Genomic DNA, 22,139 nt, shown 5'->3' on the forward strand with positions numbered 1-22,139 from the left:
GTTCACAGAATCAGATCACGCAAGTCATCGGAAAGAGCACCCGGTTGCTTGATGGCGGCCAGATCGGCATCAGCCACTGCATTCCAGGAATCCTCGTCCCACAGTTGAAATTTATTGAGCTGCCCCACCAACATTGCGCGCTTATCCAGCTTGGCGTACTCACGCAGACGCGGCGGAACCAGGAAACGACCACTACCGTCCAGCTCAAGATCGACGGCATTACCAATCAGCAAACGCTGCAGGCGACGGTTTTCTTCACGAAAGGACGCCAGCTCACGCAGCTTGTTTTCGATGATTTCCCATTCAGGCAGCGGGTAGACACAAAGGCATGGATCGATGGCATCAATGGTAACGATGAGCTGGCCAGCCGAACGCGAAACGAGCTCGTCCCGATACCGACTTGGCATCGCGAGCCGCCCCTTGGCGTCAAGACTTATGGCATTAGCTCCGCGAAACACTGTTGCGTTTCCCCTTAATTAGCCATCTGCATCCAAAAAAACCCACTTCATGCCACTTTTCACCACCGGAGCACACTATAGGAACGCGCATGCCCCACCGTCAAGGCGCGCCAGAACGGAAAATTCCTTATAGAACGGAGATTTAGCGAATAAATGAGAAGTGGAACGAGTGCCCAGAACGGGAAAGATGGCTAAAAAACAAACACCTACTGCAACCTACCCTCCAAACTTAAAGTAGTTTGTTAAGAGTAAGATTTTTTCGGTATTAGAAATCGAGGGATGAAGCAGAAAGGAGGTGGAGAGTCGATCTGTAAGCCGGGTTCTGTCGAGGACAGCCATTCCTCTACGACGTACATCACTGCACGCCTTTAGCAACCTACCCGGTTCCAGCGCGGGCCACGCCAATGGAACCCTATTTGGTCTTGCTCCGAGTGGGGTTTGCCTAGCCACGGACTGTTACCAGCCGCGCGGTGCGCTCTTACCGCACCTTTTCACCCTTACCGGCGCCGAAGCGCTTAGGCGGTTATTTTCTGTGGCACTTTCCGTAGGCTCGCGCCTCCCAGGCGTTACCTGGCACTCTGCCCTATGGAGCCCGGACTTTCCTCCCCCATACTTCGCGAACGAAGCACGGCAGCGACTGTCCGATCGACTCTCCGCCGACAAGGGTAACCGCTGCACCCCGCCGAGAACAAGGTCAACCGTCGTGCTGACGCTCTAACGCGGCCTGATAAAGCAGATTCTTGCGCACACCGGTGATCTGCGCCGCCAGCGCCGCCGCACGCTTGAGCGGCATTTCGGCGAGCAGCAGATCGAGCACACGCAGCGCCTCGACACTTACCGCCGCCTCGTCTTCAGGCGCCTGCCAGCCCGCCACCAACACCACGCACTCACCACGCTGCTGGTTGGCATCGGCCGCCACCCACTCGCACAACTGATCGAGCGGCAGCCCTTGTAGCGTCTCGAAGGTTTTGGTCAGCTCGCGCGCCAGCAGCGCCTGGCGATCACCACCAAAGACCTCGCGCATATCCTGCAAGCATTCGAGAATTCGATGCGGCGCCTCGTAAAAGATCAAGGTACGCGGCTCTTCGCGAACCAGTTCGAGACGCGCACGCCGACCGACCGTCTTGGTGGGCAGAAACCCTTCGAAGACGAAGCGATCGGACGGCAGCCCCGCCGCCGACAAGGCCGCGATCAGCGCGCAGGCGCCTGGCACCGGTACCACCCGCACACCCGCAGCACGCGCCTGGCGCACCAGGTGATAGCCAGGGTCGGAAATCAATGGTGTGCCTGCATCGGAAATCAGCGCCACATCATCACCAGCCAGCAGGCGCTCGATGAAGCGATTGCCCTCGTCACGCTCGTTATGCTCGTGGCAGGCCGCCAACGGGGTACCGATGCCGAAATGCTGCATCAGCCGCGCCGAATGCCGGGTGTCCTCGGCAGCGATCAGCGTGACGGCGCTCAGCACTCTCAATGCGCGAGCACTGAGGTCATCGAGATTGCCGATGGGCGTCGCCACCACGAACAGAGTGCCCGTGGTGGAACGGGGGGCTTCACTAGCAGTCACGGCAACGCCTCTTCTATGTAGAAAGCCGCCATTGTAACGCGAGCGACAGGCGAGGGAGGCATCGCCCATGCAAAGCGCACGGCTGCGCTGTCTGCGTACCGGTTAACACCTTCGAGATCGCGCCGGCGGCGTGCCTTGGGTACACTTGCGCGTTCATTTGCTCAAGAACCGGAATCGCTTACATGATTGCCTGCCTGCGTCCGCTCTCTGCACTCTGCCTAGCCGGCCTGCTCGTTGCCTGCAGCAGCTCGCCTTCCTCCAACCTTGGCGAACTGCCACGCACGCCCCAGGCCAGCGTGGAGCAGATGCTCCAGAAAGCCGGCACCAGCCAGAGTGAAGATGCCCAGCTTCTGCGCCTGTCAGCTGCCGACCTGGCCGCCAAGCAAGGCAACACCGAGCGTGCCGAAAGCATCCTCAAGCAGGTCGACCTGCAACTGCTCAAGCCGGCGCAGCAGATCTACGCCAGCACGCTCAAGGCAGAACTGGCCTTGGCGCGCAATGATGCCAAGGCGGCACTCCAAGCACTCGCTCATCCCAGCCTCGATCGCCTCGGCGAACTGCCGGTCGAGCAGCAAATCCGCACCCAACTGGCCCGCGCCAATGCTCTTGAGAAGGACGGCCAGCTACTTGCCGCTGCCCGCGAGCGCGTATTCATTGCCCCGCTACTGAGCGGCGACGAAGCGCAGCGTAACCAGGAACACATCTGGAGCCTGGTCTCCAACCTGCCCGCTGAACCCGCCCCGGTGGCCGACGATGCCGATCTTGCCGGCTGGCTGTCACTGGCTCAGGTCGCCAAGACCGTTGGCACCCTCAAGCAACAGCAGGACGCCATCGACAACTGGCTGGCCCAGCACCCTAATCACCCTGCTGCCCAACAGCTGCCCAAGGCGCTCGCCGACCTGCGCGCCCTGTCGAGCAAACCGCTGGAAAAGATCGCCCTGCTGCTACCTCAGGAAGGCCAGCTGGCTTCGGTATCGCGCGCGCTGCGCGATGGTTTCCTGGCGGCCCACTACCAGGCGCAGCAGGCTGGCGAGCAGCCGCCGCAGATCCAGCTCTACGACAGTGCTCGCCTTACCTCGCTGGATGACTTCTACCGCCAGGCAAAGGCCGACGGCGTCCAACTGGTAATTGGCCCGTTGGAAAAGAATCTGGTCACCCAACTGGGTAGCCGCGCGGAGCTGCCGATCACCACGCTGGCACTGAACTACGCCGACCCGAGCGCCAAAAGCCCGGCCCAACTGTTCCAGTTCGGCCTGGCAGCTGAAGACGAAGCCCGCGAAGTCGCACGTCGCGCCTGGGCCGATGGCAAGCGCAGCGCCGTGGCACTGGTGCCAAAAGGTGACTGGGGCGACCGCGTGCTCGACGCGTTCCGCCAGAGCTGGCAAGCCGCCGGCGGTAACTTCCTCGGCGCCGAACACATTGACCAGCCGGTGGACATGGCCGGCCAGGTCGCCCTACTGCTGCAGGTCAACGGCACCTCTCGCCGTCAGGACGTCGACTTCATCTTTCTTGCCGCCACACCGCAGCAGGCCCAGCAAATCAAACCGACCCTGGCCTACCAGTACGCTGGTGATGTGCCGGTGTACGCCACTTCGCACCTGTTCAGCGGCAGCATGAGTGCTGCCCAGTATCGCGATCTGGACGGCATCCGCTTCTGTGAAACGCCGTGGCTGCTGAACGCCGACGATCCACTGCGCCAGCAGGTCGACAGCCAGTGGCCGCAGGCTGGTGGCAGCATGGGTCGCCTGTACGCCATGGGCGTCGATGCGTTCCGCCTGGCACCACGCCTCGATCAACTCAAGACCCTGCCGGACAGCCGCGTTGAAGGTCTTTCCGGCAACCTGAGTCTGAATTCCGCGCAGCGCGTCGAGCGCCAACTGCCATGGGCGCAATTCAGCAACGGTCAGGTTCAGCGCCTGCCCGAGACCAACATTGAGTGACGATCCGCGGCACGTAAGTGGGCGAGAGGCCGAGGCCCTCGCCTGTGAACACCTGCAGAGCCACGGCTTGCGGCTTATCTGCCAGAACTGGCGCGGCCAGCGCGGCGAACTCGATCTGGTCATGCTAGATGGCGATACAGTAGTATTCGCCGAGGTGCGCTACCGCAAGCACAGCGCTTGGGGCGGCGCCATCGAAAGTGTCGACCGCCGCAAGCGCGACAAGCTGATAGCCACCGCTACGCAATTTCTGCAACAGGAGAAGCGCTGGGCCAAACATCCCTGCCGTTTCGATGTCATAGCCCTAGGCCATGGCAAACCCGCATCACTGGAATGGATCAGAAACGCCTTCGACAGTTGAAGCCAAGGCTCGCTGCCATAACCTGATTCACCGCCATTTCCAACGACAGCGCAACGAGCCTTCGTGGCCAGCGCCTCGTTACAGTCAAGGTCAAAGCTCTACATGGATATGCAAGCCCGTATTCGCCAGCTGTTCCAAGCCAGCATCGAAACCAAGCACCACGCGATGGAAGTGCTGCCCCCGTTCATTGAGCATGCCAGCCAAGTCATGGTCCAGGCGCTGCTCAGCGAAGGCAAGATTCTCTCCTGCGGCAACGGCGGCTCAGCGGGCGACGCTCAGCACTTCTCCTCGGAATTGCTGAATCGCTTCGAGCGCGAGCGCCCCAGCCTCCCGGCGATTGCGCTGACCACCGACAGCTCGACGATCACCTCGATCGCCAACGATTACAGCTACAACGAAGTTTTCTCCAAGCAGATTCGCGCGCTCGGCCAACCGGGCGACGTACTGCTGGCGATTTCCACCAGCGGCAATTCCGCCAACGTGATCCAGGCTATCCAGGCGGCTCACGACCGCGAGATGACCGTAGTCGCCCTGACCGGTCGTGACGGCGGCGGCATGGCCTCGCTGCTGCTGCCGGAAGACGTCGAAATTCGCGTGCCGTCAAAGGTCACGGCGCGCATCCAGGAAGTCCATTTACTGGCCATCCACTGCTTGTGCGACCTTATCGATAGTCAACTGTTTGGGAGTGAAGAATGACCCGTTCACCACTGATCTTCGCCGCATTGGCACTGAGCCTGCTCCTTGGCGGCTGCGGCAGCCGCAGTATCGGCAACAAGATCGACGACCAGTTCGTCGGCCCTGATGTCGCCAACGCCATCACCCGCGCCCACGCCGATCTGGCCAGCCCTACCTCGCACATCGTGGTGACCAGCTACAACGGCGTGATCCTGATCGCCGGGCAAACGCCACGCGCCGAACTGAAAAGCACCGCCGAACAGGCAGCGCGCCGCGTTCAAGGCGTGCGCAAGGTGCACAACGAGCTTCAGGTGCAACAGCCAAGCTCGCTGCTGGCACGCAGCAACGACTCGTTGCTGACCACCAAGATCAAAACCCAGATGCTCGCCGACAGCGGCGTGCCAGGCAGCCGCATCAAGGTGATTACCGAGAACGGTGTGGTTTATCTGCTTGGTGTGGTCAGCCGTCAGGAGGCCAATGCCGCGAGCAACGTGGTGCAGAGCACTTCGGGCGTACAGAAGATCATCAAACTGTTCCAGTACACCGACTGATCAGTAAATGCCGCAATGAAAAACGCCAGCAGGCCTACCCTGACTGGCGTTTTTTGTGCGTACAGCTTAAGCCGATAGGGCAATGTCGCTTCCCTGCCAGCCATCCGGCTGCCTGGAAACCACCAGCAGACGATTGCCCAGTCCTGCCGTCGAGGCGATGCAACGGCCCTGCTCATCCCACAACGCACTACGCCCTGCTGCAGCCCAGCCGCCCGTAGGGCCACCGTGATTAGCCATCAACACCGCCATGCCATGACGCTGTGCATGGCCCTGCAACAGCGAGCTGTCGTGGGGATAACCGCCCTCGCCGATCAGCACGCCCGACGCATACACTTCAGCACCACGCTCGGCAGCCTGGGCGGGATGCTCGGCATGAGCGAAATCAGCACACACCGACAAGGCCACTGACGTGCCAGCAATCAGCAGCAGCTCGCCACCTTGGCCAGGGCTGAAAAACTGCTCTTCGCCTGCGTGTAGATACTGCTTGGTGTAGATGGCGCGCGAGCCATCAGGATGCAGGATGAAGACGGCGATTTGCGGCTTGTCGTGCCCCGAGACACGTAACGGCAAGCCGACTACCGCCGTCACCCCTGACGCCATGCTCAGGCTGCACAACGGCTCGAGGATCGGACTGTCGGCAGGCTGTGCCAGTGCATCGGCCAGCGCCGGTTCATACCCAGTGAGCGACAGCTCGGGAAAGATGATCAGATCCGCGCCGAGCTCACCGGCACGGCGCATGAAATCCAGATGCAGAGACTGGTTGGCGGCGAGATCGCCAGCCTGCACCGCGCATTGAGCCGCTACCAGAATAGGTGATGCCATTAGCTTCTCCGCGAAAAGCTCCACGTTAACGCAGCGCCTGCAAATGCAAAAACGAGCAGCAATAAAAAAGCCAGTCAGGTCACCCTGACTGGCTTTCGTGTAGCAGCGGCGTTAGCCCGGATCAGACACCCGAAGCTTTGGCAGCGGCAACGTCCTTGATGGACAGCTTGATACGGCCGCGGTTGTCGACGTCCAGTACCAGCACTTCGACTTCCTCGCCTTCTTTCAAGATGTCGGTGACTTTCTCTACGCGCGCATCGCTGAGCATGGAGATGTGCACCAGACCGTCTTTGCCCGGCAGGATGTTGACGAATGCGCCGAAGTCGACGATGCGCTCAACCTTACCGACGTAGATCTTGCCGATCTCGGCTTCCGCGGTGATACCCAGAACGCGCTGACGCGCCGCTTCTGCAGCATCCTTGGTTTCGCCGAATATCTTGATCGAGCCGTCGTCTTCGATATCGATCGACGCTTTGGTCTCTTCACAGATAGCGCGAATGGTGGCTCCGCCTTTACCGATGACGTCGCGAATCTTGTCCTGATCGATCTTCATGGCGATCATGGTCGGAGCATTTTCCGACAGTTCGCTACGCGATTGAGCGATGACCTGATTCATCTGGCCGAGGATATTCAGGCGCGCTTCGAGGGCTTGGCCCAGAGCGATTTCCATGATTTCTTCGGTGATGCCCTGGATCTTGATGTCCATCTGCAGCGCAGTGACGCCATTGGCAGTACCAGCTACTTTGAAGTCCATGTCGCCCAGATGATCTTCGTCGCCGAGGATGTCGGTCAGAACGGCGAACTTCTCGCCTTCTTTAACCAGCCCCATGGCGATACCGGCAACCGGTGCCTTCATCGGTACACCAGCGTCCATCAGGGCCAGGGAAGCGCCGCAAACGGAAGCCATCGAAGACGAACCGTTGGACTCGGTGATTTCCGATACCACACGGATGGTGTACGGGAACACGTCAGCGGCCGGCAACATCGCCTGAACCGAACGACGCGCCAGACGGCCGTGACCGATTTCGCGACGGCCAGTGGCGCCCATGCGACCACACTCGCCGACCGAGTAAGGCGGGAAGTTGTAGTGCAGCATGAAGGGGTCTTTGCGCTCGCCTTCAAGGGTGTCGAGCAGCTGTGCGTCACGAGCGGTACCGAGGGTGGCAACAACCAGCGCCTGGGTTTCGCCACGGGTGAACAGCGCCGAACCGTGGGTCTTGTCCAGAACACCGACTTCGATGTTCAGGCCACGTACGGTACGGGTGTCACGGCCATCGATACGCGGTTTGCCGTTGACGATGTTCTCGCGCACGGTGCGGTATTCGATTTCGCCGAAGGCTTCTTTGACTTCACCAGCGGAAGGCTGACCTTCTTCACCGGAGAACTTGGCAACCACCTGATCTTTCAGCTCGCCAAGGCGCGCGTAACGATCCTGCTTGATGGTGATGGTGTAAGCCTGGGAGATCGCGTCGCCGAACTCGCTACGGATAGCCGACAGCAGAGCGGTATTTTCCGCTTTTGGCTGCCAGTCCCACGTCGGTTTGGCAGCTTCGGCTGCCAGCTCGGTAACAGCCTGGATAACGGCCTGGAATTCGTCATGAGCGAACAGTACGGCGCCCAGCATCTGGTCTTCGGTCAGCTCTTTGGCTTCCGATTCGACCATCAGTACGGCGTCTTTGGTACCGGCCACGACCATGTCCAGGCTGGAAGCTTTGAGCTGTTCGTAAGTCGGGTTCAGCAGGTAGCCGGTTTCCGGGTGGAAGGCTACGCGGGCGGCGCCGATCGGGCCGTTGAACGGGATGCCGGAGATAGCCAGAGCAGCCGAGGTACCGATCATCGCAGCGATGTCCGGATCAGTCTTCTTGCTGGTGGAAACCACGGTGCAGATGACCTGCACTTCGTTCTGGAAACCTTCCGGGAACAGCGGGCGGATCGGGCGATCGATCAGACGCGAGGTCAGGGTTTCTTTCTCGCTCGGGCGCGCTTCACGCTTGAAGAAGCCACCTGGGATCTTGCCCGCTGCGTAGGTTTTTTCCTGGTAGTGGACCGACAGGGGGAAGAAGCCCTTGCTCGGGTCGGCAGTCTTGGCGCCGGTAACGGCAACCAGCACGCTAACATCATTGTCGACGGTGACCAGCACGGCACCGGAGGCTTGACGGGCGATACGACCAGTCTCGAGGGTTACGGTCGACTGACCGAATTGAAATTTCTTGATTACCGGGTTCACGGTGTTTTCCTTCTCTCTGTTGCCTTAGGGGAAACGGTTTCTTGCGAATTCGTGGGCAGTGGCTTCGGGAGTCGGCCCGGCGCTGTCCAAGCGGGTGAAGCGTTAAAACGGGTGAAGCATAAACGCAAAAGCTGGAAGCAGGGCGAGCCCACTTCCAGCTTTTGCAGTCAACGGCGCATAAGCATTGCTTAGCGACGCAGACCCAGGCGACCGATCAGGGCGCTGTAACGGCTGGTGTCTTTACCCTTCAGGTAGTCCAGCAGCTTACGACGCTGGTTAACCATACGGATCAGGCCACGACGCGAGTGGTGGTCTTTGCCGTTGGCCTTGAAGTGGCCTTGCAGCTTGTTGATGTTAGCGGACAGCAGAGCAACCTGAACTTCCGGGCTACCGGTGTCGCCTTCGGCTTGCTTATAGTCGTTAACGATCTGAGCTTTTTCTTCAACGCTGAGTGCCATGTGGGCATCCTCTCATCTGGAGATTGTCGCGTGCGACAGTCTCAATAGGCCGGGAATCGCTTCCCGTGTTTTAAAAGGAGGTATGACCGTGCCTATTGACAGCCACCCTCGATACGAGCCGCCGGAGCGACTCGCCACGGTCATGCAGACCGAATAAGGCGACGCGGCGCAATGCGCCCGTCTTCGCTCACTTCACCGATACCGATGAAGCGACCGTTGTGATCTTGTACTCGCACCATGCCAAACTTCGGCGCATCCGCAGCGCGGACGGGCTGCCCTTGCAACCAATAGAACGAGCTGTGCTCCGAAAAGCTCAGCAGCGGCCAGTGTTCAAGCCCGCTATCTACCGGATGCAGGAAGCGATCTACCGCTTCGTTGCCGCCATCGGCGTGCACTTGCTCCAGCTCTTCCAGGGTAACGGTCTGCAGCAAGCCGAACGGTCCGGCCTTGACCCGACGCAGTTCGGCGACATGCGCGCCACAACCCAGAAGGTGACCAATATCCTCGACCAGCGTACGAATATAGGTGCCTTTGCTGCAATCTACCGCGAGGCTCGCCTTGTCGGCGGCGCAGCTCAGTAGTTCCAGGCGCGCAATAGTAACAGAACGCGCCTCGCGCTCCACTACTTCTCCTGCGCGCGCCAGCTTGTACAGCGGCTGACCGTCGCGTTTGAGAGCAGAGTACATGGGCGGAATCTGGCTGATGTCGCCACGAAAACGCGACAGCAGCGCTTCGATGTCACCAGCCGCAACGTTGACTTCACACCGCTCGAGCACTTCGCCCTCGGCATCGGCCGTGGTGGTGGTGACACCAAGCTGCATGACCGTCTCGTAACCTTTGTCAGCATCGAGCAGGTACTGGGAGAACTTGGTCGCCTCACCGAAGCACAGCGGCAACACGCCAGTTGCCAAGGGGTCGAGGCTGCCGGTGTGCCCAGCCTTTTCAGCATTGAGCAACCAGCGCACCTTCTGCAGTGCGGCGTTGGAGCTGAAGCCCTTGGGCTTATCGAGCAGGATGATGCCGTCGACCTTGCGACGAATACGCTTTACCTGAGCCACGTACTTACTCCTTGGCCTCGGTATCGCTCTCGCCGTGCTTGCTGTCCTCGGTTACCGCACGCTCGATGAGCGCCGACAGCTGAGCACCGCGAATCACGCTCTCATCGTAGTGAAAACGTAGGTTCGGCACGCTGCGCAGCTTCATCGCCTTGCCCAGCTGCATACGCAGAAAACCACTGGCATCGTTGAGCACCTTGAGGCTTTGCACGATAGGATCAACGCCCTCTTCCGGCTCGGCCCCCATGATGGTGACGAACACTTTGGCGTGGCTGGCGTCACGACTGACATCGACCGCCGTAACGGTCACCAGCCCACCCAGGCGCGGGTCTTTGACTTCGGTGCGAATCAGCTGAGCCAACTCGCGTTGAATCTGGTCGCCGATGCGCTGGGCACGGCTATAGTCTTTGGCCATCTTTGCTACCTTCCACTCGTCTCGATGCCAGCAAAAGCACCGGACTCAAAAGCGGCAAACGCCCGGCCGCGCAAAAGCGGGGCCGGGCGTTGCGTGTTGCGACTCGCGATTACAGGCTGCGAGCCACCTGGACTTTCTCGAACACTTCGATCTTGTCGCCGACCTTGACGTCGTTGTAGCTCTTCACCGCGATACCGCACTCCATGCCATTACGCACTTCGGCCATATCGTCCTTGAAGCGACGCAAAGACTCCAGCTCGCCTTCGAAGATCACCACGTCGTCGCGCAGTACGCGGATCGGACGGTTACGGTAAACAGTACCCTCGACCACCATACAACCGGCGACCGCGCCAAACTTCGGCGAACGGAACACGTCGCGGACTTCGGCGATACCAAGGATGTTCTCGCGAACATCGCTGCCGAGCATACCGGTGAGCGCCTTCTTGACGTCCTCGATGATGTCGTAGATGACGTTGTAGTAGCGCATGTCCAGGCCTTCGGCCTCGACGATCTTGCGCGCACCAGCATCGGCACGAACGTTGAAGCCGAACAGCACAGCATTGGAAGCCAGCGCCAGGTTGGCATCGGACTCGGTGATACCACCGACACCGCCACCGACGACGCGCACTTGCACTTCGTCGTTACCCAGGCCACCAAGCGAGCCTTGCAGTGCTTCCAGGGAACCACGGACGTCGGATTTGAGGACGATGTTGAGCGTCTTCTTCTCTTCCTGACCCATGTTCTCGAAGATGTTTTCCAGCTTGCCTGCGTGAGCACGCGCCAGCTTCACTTCGCGGAACTTGCCTTGACGGAACAGCGCAACTTCACGCGCTTTCTTCTCGTCGGCGACGACAGTCATGTCATCACCGGCTTCCGGTGTACCGTCGAGACCGAGGATCTCGACCGGGATCGCCGGACCAGCTTCCTTGATTGGCTTGCCGTTCTCGTCGAGCATGGCGCGGATGCGGCCATAGTTCGAACCGACCAGCACCATGTCGCCCTGACGCAACGTACCGTCCTGAACCAGCACGGTAGCGACCGGACCACGGCCCTTGTCCAGACGGGACTCGACCACCACACCACGGCCTGGGGCCGACGGGGTTGCCTTGAGTTCCAGAACTTCGGCCTGCAGCAGAACGGCTTCGAGCAATTCGTCAACACCGGTACCGACCTTGGCCGAAACAGGTACGAACGGCGTATCACCGCCCCACTCTTCCGACGTCACGCCATGCACCGACAGTTCGCTACGGATGCGATCAAGGTCAGCACCTGGCTTGTCGATCTTGTTCACTGCAACAACCAGCGCCACGCCAGCAGCAACAGCGTGCTGAACCGCTTCGATGGTCTGCGGCATCACGCCGTCGTCCGCCGCAACCACCAGGATCACGATGTCGGTGGCCTTGGCACCACGGGCACGCATAGCGGTAAACGCAGCGTGGCCCGGGGTGTCGAGGAAGGTCACCATGCCGCGTTCGGTTTCCACGTGGTACGCACCGATGTGCTGAGTGATACCACCCGCCTCACCGGAAGCAACCTTGGCACGACGAATGTAGTCGAGCAGCGAGGTCTTACCGTGGTCAACGTGGCCCATGACGGTCACGACCGGCGCACGGGAGAACTCTTCACCTTCGAACTTCAGCGACTCGGCCAGGGAATCTTCCAGGGCAGTGTCACTGACCAGGGTCACCTTGTGGCCCAGCTCTTCAGCGACCAGCTGGGCAGTTTCCTGATCCAGTACCTGGTTGATGGTGGCTGGAGTGCCCAGCTTGAACATGAACTTGATGATCTCAGCAGCCTTGACCGACATCTGCTGAGCGAGATCGCCAACAGTGATGGTCTCGCCGATTTTCACTTCGCGCACGATAGGGCCGGTTGGGCTCTGGAAACCGTGGGCGTTGCGCTTCTTCAGCTTGGCCTTGCCACGACCGCCACGACGGAAGCCATCGCTTTCTTCGTCGGTAGTACGCGGAGCAACACGCGGAGCAGGCGCCTTTTCCTTGACGGTCGGGCGATGCTGAGTCGTCTTGCGGTCACCACCACGGCGATCAGCGTCATCATTACGGGCTTTGTCTGGGCGACGCGGCTCGTCTTTCTTACGATCATCGGCGGCAGGTGCAGCAATAGGAATGCTGACCGGAGCAGGTGCGGCTTCAACCGGAGTAGCTGCAGCAGGCGAAGAAGTCTGGCGCTTGGCCTCTTCTTCGGCCTTACGCTTGGCTTCCTCTTCAGCCTTCAGACGAGCAGCATCCGCAGCGGCGCGCTGCTCTTCGAGCCCACGCTGCTTCTCGGCTTCAATCTCTTCATTGCTGCGCTCGACGAAGGTCTTCTTCTTGCGCACTTCAACGCTGATGGTCTTGCTTCCAGCGACCCGCAGGGTGCTGGTGGTCTTGCGCTGCAAGGTAATCTTGCGCGGCGCTTCGGCTTTCTTCTCGCCGTGGCTGCTTTTCAGATGAGCAAGCAGGGCCTGCTTCTCATTGTCGGTGACAACTTGCTCGGCACTGCTGTGCGGCAAACCCGCCTCTCGCATCTGCTGCAGCAGGCGCTCTACCGGTGTGTCGACCACTTGGGCCAGTTCTTTCACCGTGACTTGCGTCATGCACTTCTCTCCTCAGGCCGTAAAACTTACTCGAACCAATGGGCTCGGGCGGCCATGATCAGCTTGCCGGCACGCTCTTGGTCGATGCCGTCGATGTCGAGCAGGTCGTCAATCGACTGCTCGGCCAGGTCTTCGCGGGTAACCACACCGCGCACTGCCAGTTCCTGCGCCAGGCCTTTGTCCATACCCTCAACTTCGAGGAGGTCTTCGGCCGGCTGGGCGTCTGCCAGCTTTTCTTCTGTGGCGATGGCTTTAGTCAGCAAACGATCCTTCGCTCGCGAGCGCAGCTCATTGACGATTTCTTCGTCGAAACCATCAATGCTGAGCATCTCTTCCATCGGCACGTAAGCGATTTCTTCCAGGCTGGTAAAGCCCTCTTCAACCAGCACCTGCGCCAGCTCTTCGTCGACTTCCAGCTCGTCGATGAAGCCCTGCAGGATGTCGCCAGTCTCAGCTTGCTGCTTGGCCTGGATGTCCGCTTCGGTCATCACGTTCAGCGTCCAGCCAGTCAGCTGGCTCGCCAGGCGAACGTTCTGGCCGCCGCGACCGATCGCCTGGGCCAGGTTGTCCTCGCCAACGGCGATGTCCATGGCGTGGGCGTCTTCGTCAACGATGATCGCCGCGACTTCGGCCGGCGACATGGCGTTGATGACGAACTGGGCCGGGTTGTCGTCCCACAGCACGATGTCCACACGCTCGCCGACCAGTTCGCCGGAAACCGCCTGAACGCGCGAGCCACGCATACCGATGCAGGCACCCTGCGGGTCGATACGCTTGTCCTTGGAACGCACCGCGATCTTGGCCCGCGAGCCAGGATCACGAGAAGCTGCCTTGACCTCGATGAGGCCTTCGGCAATTTCCGGCACTTCGATGCGGAACAGCTCGATCAGCATTTCCGGCGCGGTACGCGACAGGATCAGCTGCGGGCCGCGGTTCTCGGTGCGGATTTCCTTGAGCAGTGCACGCAAGCGCACACCCACACGGAAAGTCTCACGCGGGATAATGTCTTCGCGAGCCAGCAACGCTTCAGCGTTGGCACCCAGATCGACGATTACATTGTCACGGGTAACCTTTTTCACGGTGCCGGCGATGATCTCGCCCAGACGCTCGCGGTAGGCTTCAACGACCTGGGCACGCTCGGCCTCGCGCACTTTCTGCACGATGACCTGCTTGGCGGTCTGCGCGGCGATACGGCCGAACTCGATGGACTCGACCTTTTCTTCGAGCACATCACCGACCTTGGCGTTCGCCTCGACAGCACGCGGCATGTCGGTCGTCACCTGGTGAGCCGGGTCATCGAAGTCTTCTTCTTCGACCACAGTCCAGCAACGGAAAGTCTCATAGCTGCCGGTCTGGCGATTGATCGCCACGCGCAGCTCGACTTCATCTTCAAAACGTTTCTTGGTCGCCGTGGCCAGAGCCAGTTCGAGCGCCTCGAAAATAACAGCGGCCGGCACACCCTTTTCATTGGATACCGACTCAACAACCAGCAGTACTTCTTTGCTCATCGTACGCCTCGCCTTTCGCAATCCATTGGGATCCACGCATTCCGCGAATCCCGCGGGATCCGTGTCTCAATCAAACCGGGGGATAATATTGGCCTTGTCGATCAGATCGATCGGCAAAAGGAACTCGTGGTCATCCACCTGCACCACCACGTCCTCCTCCTCCACACCGCGGAGCAGACCCTGGAAGTTGCGGCGCCCTTCGAACGGCGAGCGCAACTTGATTTTTACCTGCTCGCCGGCGTGACTGGCGAACTGCGTCAATGTGAACAGCGGCCGATCCATACCCGGCGACGACACCTCGAGGGTGTATTCCGCCGCGATGGGGTCCTCAACATCGAGAACACCACTGATCTGGCGGCTGACCTTTTCGCAATCATCGATGAGGATGCCATTGGCATGATCAATGTAGATACGCAGCAAGGAATGCCGCCCCTGAGACAGGAACTCGATACCCCAGCACTCGTAACCAAGCGCCTCGACGACCGGGGCCACCAAGGCCTGCAACTGTTCTAGCTTGCTCGACACCTGAACCCCTCGCGCATGCTGTGCAAATGAAAAATGGGCGAAACGCCCATCCATAAAACCGTCCGTGCGACGGCAAAACTGTCTTCCAGCTAGCAAAAAGCCCCTTGAAAGGGGCTCTATTGCTAACCGATCACGAGAACTGGAGCTAACCAAAAACACTTCGGGCCACAAGCCCGACGAGCTACCGGACTACCCAATCCCGCTTCAAAACTGGGAGCGGATTATACGGCCTAACCCGCTATCGGGTCAACCAACCCCCAGAAACAGAAAAGCTCGCATTCAGCGAGCTCTTCTGTTCAATTGGTACCGAGAAGGGGACTCGAACCCCTACAGCCTATGGCCACTACCACCTCAAGGTAGCGTGTCTACCAATTCCACCACCTCGGCAATTTGACGCTTACTTCTCTTCGGGCGCCTGAGGTACATCTTGCTCGCTCGAAGCTGGCGCTTGTTGTTGCTCAAGCACCGGTACATCTTCTGCAGGCTTGTTACCCTGCGGCACTTCCATTACTGCCGGATCTGGCAGACCAGCCTGACCAAGCTTATCAGACTTTTGATTAGCAAAGTAGCCTAACCCCAAGCTGGTAATGAAAAAAGCGGCAGCCAGTATAGCAGTAAGACGACTCAGAAAGGTAGTGGTTCCTTGACTACCAAAGACGGTATTCGAAGCACCAGCACCAAACGAAGCACCTGCATCGGCGCCTTTACCCTGCTGCAGCAGAACCAGCACAACCACACCGATCGCACCCAGCAGATGAAGAACTACAACGACTGTTTCCAGCATATTCTTAGTTTCCTGCAGCGCGACAAATCGCACCGAACTCATCCGCATTCAGAGAGGCTCCACCCACAAGCCCCCCATCGATATCAGGCATACCGAAAAGCTCGGCAGCATTGACGGCCTTGACGCTGCCGCCATAAAGAATTCTCAAAGCACCTGCTACATTTGCATCTTTGACAGCAACGCGTGCACGGATTGCCGCATGCACATCCTGAGCCTGCCCGGGAGTTGCAGTCAGCCCGGTACCAATGGCCCAGACCGGCTCATACGCCACCACAGCATCAGAAAGCGCCGCAACACCCAACGCCTCGATCACGCTATCAAGCTGACGCGCAACCACCGCAAGCGTCTCGCCCGCCTCCCGCTGCTCGAGGGTTTCCCCAACGCACAACACGGGAACCAGCCCTGCGACCTGAGCAGCCACAAACTTGCGCACGACTTGCTCTTCGCTATCACCCAGAATCAGGCGACGCTCGGAATGGCCAATCAACACAAGCTTGCAACCAACGTCGCGCAATTGCTCGCCCGACACTTCTCCGGTCAACGCACCCTGCCCCGGCTCGACCGCGCAATCTTGCGCACCTACCGAAACAACGCCACCACTCAGCCCTTCAACAACCTGACCGAGATGAACGCTAACAGGGAATACAGCAACATCGACCTCAGCAGGCAGCGCCTGCTGATTCAGACCACCGATCAGCTCTGCGACACTGGCGCGGGTACCGTGCATTTTCCAGTTACCAGCAACCATTGGGCGGCGCATGCTTTACCTCGTTGGTCAAAGAGGGCGCAGATGTTACCCAACAGCTGCTGGGCTGGCAAGCCGAATCAAGCACAGACGCGAGAGACAACTTCAGCCAATTCATTGGCATAAGCACGAACCTGCGCTTCGTCCTCACCTTCAACCATGACACGTACCAGCGGCTCGGTGCCGGACTTGCGCAATAGCACGCGCCCGCGGCCTGCCATACGCTCGGTCACACTATCGCTGGCTGCCTGAACATCTGGATGTTTGAGCGGGTCGACGCCACCAGCGAAGCGCACATTGACCAGCACTTGCGGACATTTGCGCAACCCCTGGCGTGCCTCGGCAAGGCTTTGCCCACGACGGCGAATGGCGAGCAGCACCTGCAACGCGGCAACAATGGCGTCGCCGGTGGTGACATGCTGGAAGCACACCAAATGCCCAGAGTTTTCGCCCCCCACCTGCCAGCCACGCTCAAGCAGCTCGGCAATCACATAGCGGTCACCGACATTGGCACGCACGAAAGGAATGTCCAGCTCCTTGAGGGCAAGCTCGAGACCCAGATTGCTCATCAGCGTGCCGACCACACCACCCTGCAGCTTGCCGCGGGCTTGCAGGTCCCGGGCAATAATGAACAGCAACTCATCACCATCCACTACTGCACCAGTATGGTCGACCATAAGCACCCGATCGGCATCGCCATCGAAGGCGATACCCAGATCGGCGTGGCGCGCCGCTACTTCGGCCTGCAGGTTCTCGATATGGGTCGAACCACAATCGGCATTAATGTTCAGTCCGTTGGGCTGGGCCGACAGCACAGACACCTCAGCACCCAGCTCCTGAAATACCGCCGGAGCGACCTTGTAGGCTGCACCGTGAGCACAGTCGAGCACGATCTTCAGGCCAGAGAAGTCGGTACTAGTCGGTACGCTGCTCTTGCAGAACTCGATATAGCGACCGGCTGCGTCGTTGATCCGAGAGACCTTGCCGAGCTGCTCGGACTCGACCACGGTCATCGGCGCATCAAGCAACTCTTCGATCATCAACTCGACTTCGTCTGGCAGCTTGGTGCCCTGCCCGGAGAAGAACTTAATGCCGTTGTCATGGTGCGGATTGTGTGAGGCACTGATAACAATGCCTGCCTCTGCATGAAAGGTGCGCGTCAGATAGGCGATCGCCGGCGTCGGCATCGGGCCGAGCAACATGACGTCAGCACCAGCAGCGGAAAGGCCAGCCTCCAATGCAGACTCAAACATATAGCCGGAGATGCGCGTGTCCTTGCCGATCAGAATTCGGCATTTACCCTGCTTGCGAAAGGCCATGCCAGCCGCCCAGCCGAGCTTGAGCATGAAATCAGGGGTGATCGGATAATGACCAACGCGCCCACGAATACCGTCGGTGCCAAAATACTTGCGACTCAAAACGACAACTCCCTTTTCTGATTTACTGCGCTGCTTCAACTGCGGCGACCATACGCACCACATCGACGGTTTCCGCCACATCGTGAACACGCAGAATATTCGCGCCTTTGGCGACCGCCAGAGCCGCCAAAGCCAGGCTGCCATACAGGCGCCCGTCGACTTCGCGACCCAACACGGCGCCAATCATACTCTTGCGCGAAACGCCGACCAGCAGCGGCAGACCGAAAGCCTGCAGCGCAGGCATGCGCCGGAACAGACTGAGGTTGTGCTCCAGGGTCTTGGCAAAACCAAAACCCGGATCGAGCACGATGCGCTCTGCAGGAATGCCCGCAGCGGCACAAACCGCCAGGCGCTCACGCAGAAAGTCAGCCACGGCATCGAGCACGTCATTGTATTGCGGGCTCCGCTGCATGGTCGTCGGCTCGCCACGCATATGCATCAGACACACCGGCAATCCGCTCTCTGCGGCTGCCTGAAGCGCACCTTCACGCTGCAGCGAGCGCACATCGTTGATCAGCCCGGCGCCCAGCCTGGCCGACTCGCGCATCACCTCGGGGGTCGAGGTATCCACCGAGATGATCACGTCCAGCTCGGCCGCGACCGCCTCTACCATGGGCGCAACGCGCTCCAGTTCCTGCTCGACAGAAACTGGCGCCGCCCCTGGCCGAGTCGACTCGCCGCCGATATCGATCAGCGTCGCCCCAACACACACCATGCCCTCGGCATGGCGCAGCGCCGCATCGCGCATTGCGAACCGGCCACCATCGGAAAAGGAGTCGGGGGTAACGTTAAGGATACCCATCACTTGCGGATGGCTTAAATCAAGAAACCGGCTGCCACAAGGCAGCCGGTTGTTTGTTTGCACTAGAGACATGTGACGGTTTTATACCTCGGCAGCAGGGCCGCCGATCGGTTTCTCGGGGCGATCTGCCTCATCGGACTTGGCAGACGGCGTGCCAGCATCATTGCCACCGCCAGTCCAGTCCTTCGGCTCACGCGCCGGAAGGCCACTCATGATGTCGTTAATCTGATCGAGATCGATGGTCTCGAACTTCATCAAGGCTTCAGCCATCGCATCGAGCTTGTCGCGGTTGTCGGTCAGAATCTGCTTGGCGGTGTTGTAACAGCCATCGATGATGGCGCGCACTTCGGAGTCGATCAGCTTGGCCGTCTCACCGGAAACGCTGGCACCAGAGGAGCCGCCACCGCCACGCAGGAACGGCTGATCATCATCCTCTGCGTATAGCAGCGGGCCCAGCTTCTCGGACAGGCCCCATTTGGTGACCATGTTACGAGCGATCTGGCTGGCTCGCATGATGTCGTTCGAAGCACCAGTGGTGACGCCATCGAAGCCAAGGGTCATTTCTTCGGCAATACGGCCGCCATACAGCGAGCAGATCTGACTGGTCAACGCACGCTTACTGAGGCTGTAGCGGTCTTCCTCGGGCAGGAACATGGTCACCCCTAGGGCGCGACCGCGCGGGATGATGGTGACCTTGTAAACCGGATCATGCTCGGGAACCAAGCGACCAACGATGGCATGGCCTGCTTCGTGATAAGCGGTGTTTAACTTTTCCTTGTCGGACATGACCATGGTCTTGCGCTCGGCGCCCATCATGATCTTGTCTTTGGCCAGCTCGAATTCCTTCATCTCCACCAGGCGCTTACCGGCACGAGCAGCGAACAGCGATGCTTCGTTGACCAGGTTGGCCAGGTCGGCACCGGAGAAGCCAGGTGTACCACGAGCGATCACCGACGCCTTGACGTCCTCGCCCATCGGAATCTTGCGCATATGCACATTGAGGATCTGCTCGCGACCGCGGATGTCCGGCAAACCAACGACTACCTGACGATCGAAACGGCCAGGACGCAGCAGCGCCTGATCGAGCACATCCGGGCGGTTGGTGGCAGCGATGACGATGATGCCATCGTTCATCTCGAAGCCATCCATCTCGACCAGCAACTGGTTGAGGGTCTGCTCACGCTCGTCATGACCGCCGCCCATGCCGGCACCACGGTGGCGGCCAACGGCGTCGATTTCATCGATGAAGATGATGCACGGTGCATGCTTCTTCGCCTGCTCGAACATGTCGCGCACACGGGAGGCACCGACACCGACGAACATTTCGACGAAGTCGGAACCGGAAATGGTGAAGAACGGCACCTTGGCTTCGCCGGCAACGGCTTTGGCGAGCAGGGTCTTACCGGTACCCGGAGAGCCGACCATCAGCACGCCGCGAGGAATACGGCCGCCGAGGCGCTGGAACTTGCCCGGGTCACGCAGAAACTCGACCAGCTCGCTGACTTCTTCTTTCGCTTCGTCGCAACCGGCAACATCAGCGAAGGTAGTCTTGACCTGATCTTCGGAGAGCAGCCGCGCCTTGGACTTGCCGAAACTCATCGGCCCGCCCTTGCCACCGGCGCCGCCTTGCATCTGCCGCATGAAGAACATGAAGACGGCGATGATCACCAGAATCGGGAAGCTGGCGACCAGCAACTGAGTCCAGATGCTCTGCTGCTCAGGCTGCTTGCCAACGATCTCGACATTGTTGTCCATCAGATCCTTGATCAGGCCGTTGTCCTGGATCGCCGGGCGCACGGTCTCGAACGACGTGCCGTCGGAGCGCAGGCCGCTGATGGTATAGCCATCGACGGTGACGCGTTTAACGCCGCCACTCTGAACCTGCTGGATGAACTCCGAGTAATTGAGCTTGTTGGTCTCACTCGGGCTGGAGAAGTTGTTCATCACCGTAACCAGGACGGCGGCGATGATCAGCCACAGGATCAGATTCTTTGCCATGTCGTTCAATTAGCTACCCTCTGAAGCAGGCCCCTTGCCGAAGCGTGCTTCGCATGACGACCAGTTATAAACCGATCTAACTTACTACAAACGCTCGCTCATGGCTGACACCGTCTGTAACCCTTTATGAGACATCTGCCCGTTACGATGCGCGTCTTGGCTTGGACTGACAACCACGCCATTGGTTTTATTCCACCCGCTGCCCTTTGAAACCTCGAGCCAGCAAATATTGCTCGCGAGAACGACCGCGAGACGACAACGGCTTGCGCATCTGTACCTTTTCGAACAGACCGCGAACCTGCTTGTGGTACTCGTCGAAGCCCTCGCCCTGGAAAATCTTGATCAGGAAATCACCACCCGGCCGCAATACCCGGGTCGCCAGATCCAGCGCCAACTCGCACAGGTACATGGCGCGCGGCTGATCAGACTCCCTGACCCCACTCATATTGGGGGCCATATCGGAAATCACAAGGTCGACCGGATGATTGTCGATGGCGTCGAGAATGCGCGCGAACACCTCATCATCGGTGAAATCGCCCTGAATGAAGGTGACGTCCGGAATACTGTCCATTTCCAGAATGTCCGAGGCGATCAAACGCCCCTTGTCGCCAATCACGCGGCTGGTGACCTGCGACCAGCCGCCGGGCGCAGCGCCCAGGTCGACCACGGTGATGCCGGGACGCAGGATGCGATCCTTTTCCTGCACCTCCAAAAGCTTGTAACTGGCACGTGAACGGTAGCCGTCCCGTTGCGCCATTTTGACGTACGGATCGTCGAAATGCTCTTTCAGCCAACGCTGGCTGGTCTTGGAACGGGCCACACAACACCTCAACAGAACAGAATGAATAACTGGGCGGGTTTCGGGCAGCTCGGTTAAAATAGCCCGCTTTCCCCAGATTAAGACGCAGGGTTCAGATTATGCCGCTCACTCAAGAGCAGAAGAAACAGTTCAAATCTATCGGCCACCACCTGAAACCGGTATTGATCGTTGCCGACAACGGTGTTACCGAGGGCGTACTGGCCGAGCTCGAACGCGCGCTGAACGACCACGAACTGATCAAGATTCAAGTTCGCATCACCGAACGTGAAGACCGCCTGGCGGTTATCGATGAACTGTGCAAGGCCAGCAATGCCGAACTGGCACAGATCATCGGCAAGATGGCGCTGCTGTACCGCAAGAACCCCAAGGCCAACCGCAACCTGTCCAACATCAGCCGCCACCAAGGCTGATTCAGGT

General features: G+C 59.6%; 21 protein-coding genes, 1 tRNA gene and 1 other RNA gene. 5 read left to right on the plus strand and 18 right to left on the minus strand.

Annotated features, from left to right (window positions below; translation table 11 throughout):
* Positions 1–2 precede the first annotated feature (2 nt).
* The 3 genes from mraZ to rsmI form a co-directional block, all read right to left on the minus strand.
* Positions 3–458, minus strand: coding sequence for a division/cell wall cluster transcriptional repressor MraZ (mraZ, locus tag BUC40_RS01580; RefSeq protein ID WP_013792660.1), 456 nt, complete (start codon positions 456–458; stop codon positions 3–5).
* A 295-nt stretch (positions 459–753) separates the two neighbouring features.
* An RNA gene (gene rnpB, locus BUC40_RS01585) (RNase P RNA component class A) lies at positions 754–1,111 on the minus strand.
* Between the two features lie 41 nt (positions 1,112–1,152).
* Positions 1,153–2,025: a 16S rRNA (cytidine(1402)-2'-O)-methyltransferase gene (rsmI, locus tag BUC40_RS01590; protein WP_073261957.1), complete on the minus strand. Its 873-nt coding sequence runs from the start codon at positions 2,023–2,025 to the stop codon at positions 1,153–1,155.
* A gap of 182 nt (positions 2,026–2,207) precedes the next feature.
* On the opposite strand from rsmI, the gene BUC40_RS01595 reads away from it, so the two are divergent.
* The 4 genes from BUC40_RS01595 (at position 2,208) to BUC40_RS01610 (ending at position 5,549) form a co-directional block, all read left to right on the plus strand.
* Entirely contained in the window at positions 2,208–3,965 is a 1,758-nt protein-coding gene (locus tag BUC40_RS01595) for a penicillin-binding protein activator (protein WP_073261959.1), read from the plus strand.
* On the plus strand, positions 3,958–4,323 hold the full coding sequence (locus BUC40_RS01600; RefSeq protein WP_073261961.1) for a YraN family protein: 366 nt from the start codon (positions 3,958–3,960) through the stop codon (positions 4,321–4,323). The genes BUC40_RS01595 and BUC40_RS01600 overlap by 8 nt, the downstream gene beginning before the upstream one ends.
* 102 nt (positions 4,324–4,425) lie before the next feature.
* A complete protein-coding gene (locus BUC40_RS01605; RefSeq protein ID WP_013792664.1) occupies positions 4,426–5,019 on the plus strand; it encodes a phosphoheptose isomerase in 594 nt (197 codons plus the stop codon).
* Entirely contained in the window at positions 5,016–5,549 is a 534-nt protein-coding gene (locus BUC40_RS01610) for a BON domain-containing protein (protein ID WP_073261963.1), read from the plus strand. The genes BUC40_RS01605 and BUC40_RS01610 overlap by 4 nt, the downstream gene beginning before the upstream one ends.
* 66 nt (positions 5,550–5,615) lie before the next feature.
* Here the strand turns inward: BUC40_RS01610 and BUC40_RS01615 are convergent, their stop codons facing one another.
* From BUC40_RS01615 to rlmE, 15 genes are all read right to left on the minus strand, one after another.
* Positions 5,616–6,371, minus strand: a complete 756-nt coding sequence (locus BUC40_RS01615) for a carbon-nitrogen hydrolase family protein (protein WP_073261965.1) — start codon at positions 6,369–6,371, stop codon at positions 5,616–5,618.
* Positions 6,372–6,492: 121 nt separating this feature from the next.
* On the minus strand, positions 6,493–8,598 hold the full coding sequence (gene pnp / locus BUC40_RS01620; RefSeq protein WP_073261967.1) for a polyribonucleotide nucleotidyltransferase: 2,106 nt from the start codon (positions 8,596–8,598) through the stop codon (positions 6,493–6,495).
* 188 nt (positions 8,599–8,786) lie between these two features.
* Complete coding sequence (rpsO, locus tag BUC40_RS01625; protein WP_042554902.1) at positions 8,787–9,056, minus strand: 30S ribosomal protein S15; 270 nt, start codon at positions 9,054–9,056, stop codon at positions 8,787–8,789.
* Positions 9,057–9,196: 140 nt separating this feature from the next.
* Positions 9,197–10,114 (minus strand): tRNA pseudouridine(55) synthase TruB, encoded by a 918-nt coding sequence (truB, locus tag BUC40_RS01630; protein WP_073261969.1) that lies wholly within the window; start codon positions 10,112–10,114, stop codon positions 9,197–9,199.
* Between the two features lie 4 nt (positions 10,115–10,118).
* Entirely contained in the window at positions 10,119–10,526 is a 408-nt protein-coding gene (gene rbfA, locus BUC40_RS01635) for a 30S ribosome-binding factor RbfA (RefSeq protein WP_073261971.1), read from the minus strand.
* A 109-nt stretch (positions 10,527–10,635) separates the two neighbouring features.
* Positions 10,636–13,122 carry a translation initiation factor IF-2 gene (infB, locus tag BUC40_RS01640; RefSeq protein ID WP_073261973.1) on the minus strand — a complete coding sequence of 829 codons (2,487 nt, stop codon included), beginning with the start codon at positions 13,120–13,122 and terminating at the stop codon, positions 10,636–10,638.
* Between the two features lie 26 nt (positions 13,123–13,148).
* Complete coding sequence (nusA, locus tag BUC40_RS01645) at positions 13,149–14,630, minus strand: transcription termination factor NusA (RefSeq protein ID WP_073261975.1); 1,482 nt, start codon at positions 14,628–14,630, stop codon at positions 13,149–13,151.
* Between the two features lie 66 nt (positions 14,631–14,696).
* The gene (gene rimP / locus BUC40_RS01650) at positions 14,697–15,155 is read right to left on the minus strand and encodes a ribosome maturation factor RimP (RefSeq protein ID WP_073263824.1); all 459 of its coding nucleotides are present in this window, start codon (positions 15,153–15,155) and stop codon (positions 14,697–14,699) included.
* A 301-nt stretch (positions 15,156–15,456) separates the two neighbouring features.
* Positions 15,457–15,542, minus strand: a tRNA-Leu gene (locus tag BUC40_RS01655).
* A 10-nt stretch (positions 15,543–15,552) separates the two neighbouring features.
* Positions 15,553–15,981, minus strand: coding sequence for a preprotein translocase subunit SecG (gene secG, locus BUC40_RS01660; RefSeq protein WP_208605736.1), 429 nt, complete (start codon positions 15,979–15,981; stop codon positions 15,553–15,555).
* Complete coding sequence (tpiA, locus tag BUC40_RS01665) at positions 15,944–16,699, minus strand: triose-phosphate isomerase (protein WP_073261979.1); 756 nt, start codon at positions 16,697–16,699, stop codon at positions 15,944–15,946. Before tpiA ends, secG begins: the two co-directional genes overlap by 38 nt.
* Positions 16,700–16,764: 65 nt before the next feature.
* Entirely contained in the window at positions 16,765–18,102 is a 1,338-nt protein-coding gene (glmM, locus tag BUC40_RS01670; protein ID WP_073261981.1) for a phosphoglucosamine mutase, read from the minus strand.
* Positions 18,103–18,124: 22 nt separating this feature from the next.
* Positions 18,125–18,976: a dihydropteroate synthase gene (folP, locus tag BUC40_RS01675; RefSeq protein ID WP_073261983.1), complete on the minus strand. Its 852-nt coding sequence runs from the start codon at positions 18,974–18,976 to the stop codon at positions 18,125–18,127.
* A gap of 9 nt (positions 18,977–18,985) precedes the next feature.
* Positions 18,986–20,911, minus strand: a complete 1,926-nt coding sequence (gene ftsH, locus BUC40_RS01680; protein ID WP_073261985.1) for an ATP-dependent zinc metalloprotease FtsH — start codon at positions 20,909–20,911, stop codon at positions 18,986–18,988.
* A 178-nt stretch (positions 20,912–21,089) separates the two neighbouring features.
* Positions 21,090–21,722, minus strand: coding sequence for a 23S rRNA (uridine(2552)-2'-O)-methyltransferase RlmE (gene rlmE, locus BUC40_RS01685; RefSeq protein ID WP_073261987.1), 633 nt, complete (start codon positions 21,720–21,722; stop codon positions 21,090–21,092).
* 98 nt (positions 21,723–21,820) lie between these two features.
* On the opposite strand from rlmE, the gene yhbY reads away from it, so the two are divergent.
* A complete protein-coding gene (yhbY, locus tag BUC40_RS01690; RefSeq protein ID WP_073261989.1) occupies positions 21,821–22,132 on the plus strand; it encodes a ribosome assembly RNA-binding protein YhbY in 312 nt (103 codons plus the stop codon).
* The last annotated feature ends 7 nt before the right edge of the window (positions 22,133–22,139 follow it).

It is taken from the genome of Phytopseudomonas punonensis (assembly GCF_900142655.1).
In the GTDB taxonomy this organism is placed as follows: domain Bacteria; phylum Pseudomonadota; class Gammaproteobacteria; order Pseudomonadales; family Pseudomonadaceae; genus Aquipseudomonas; species Aquipseudomonas punonensis.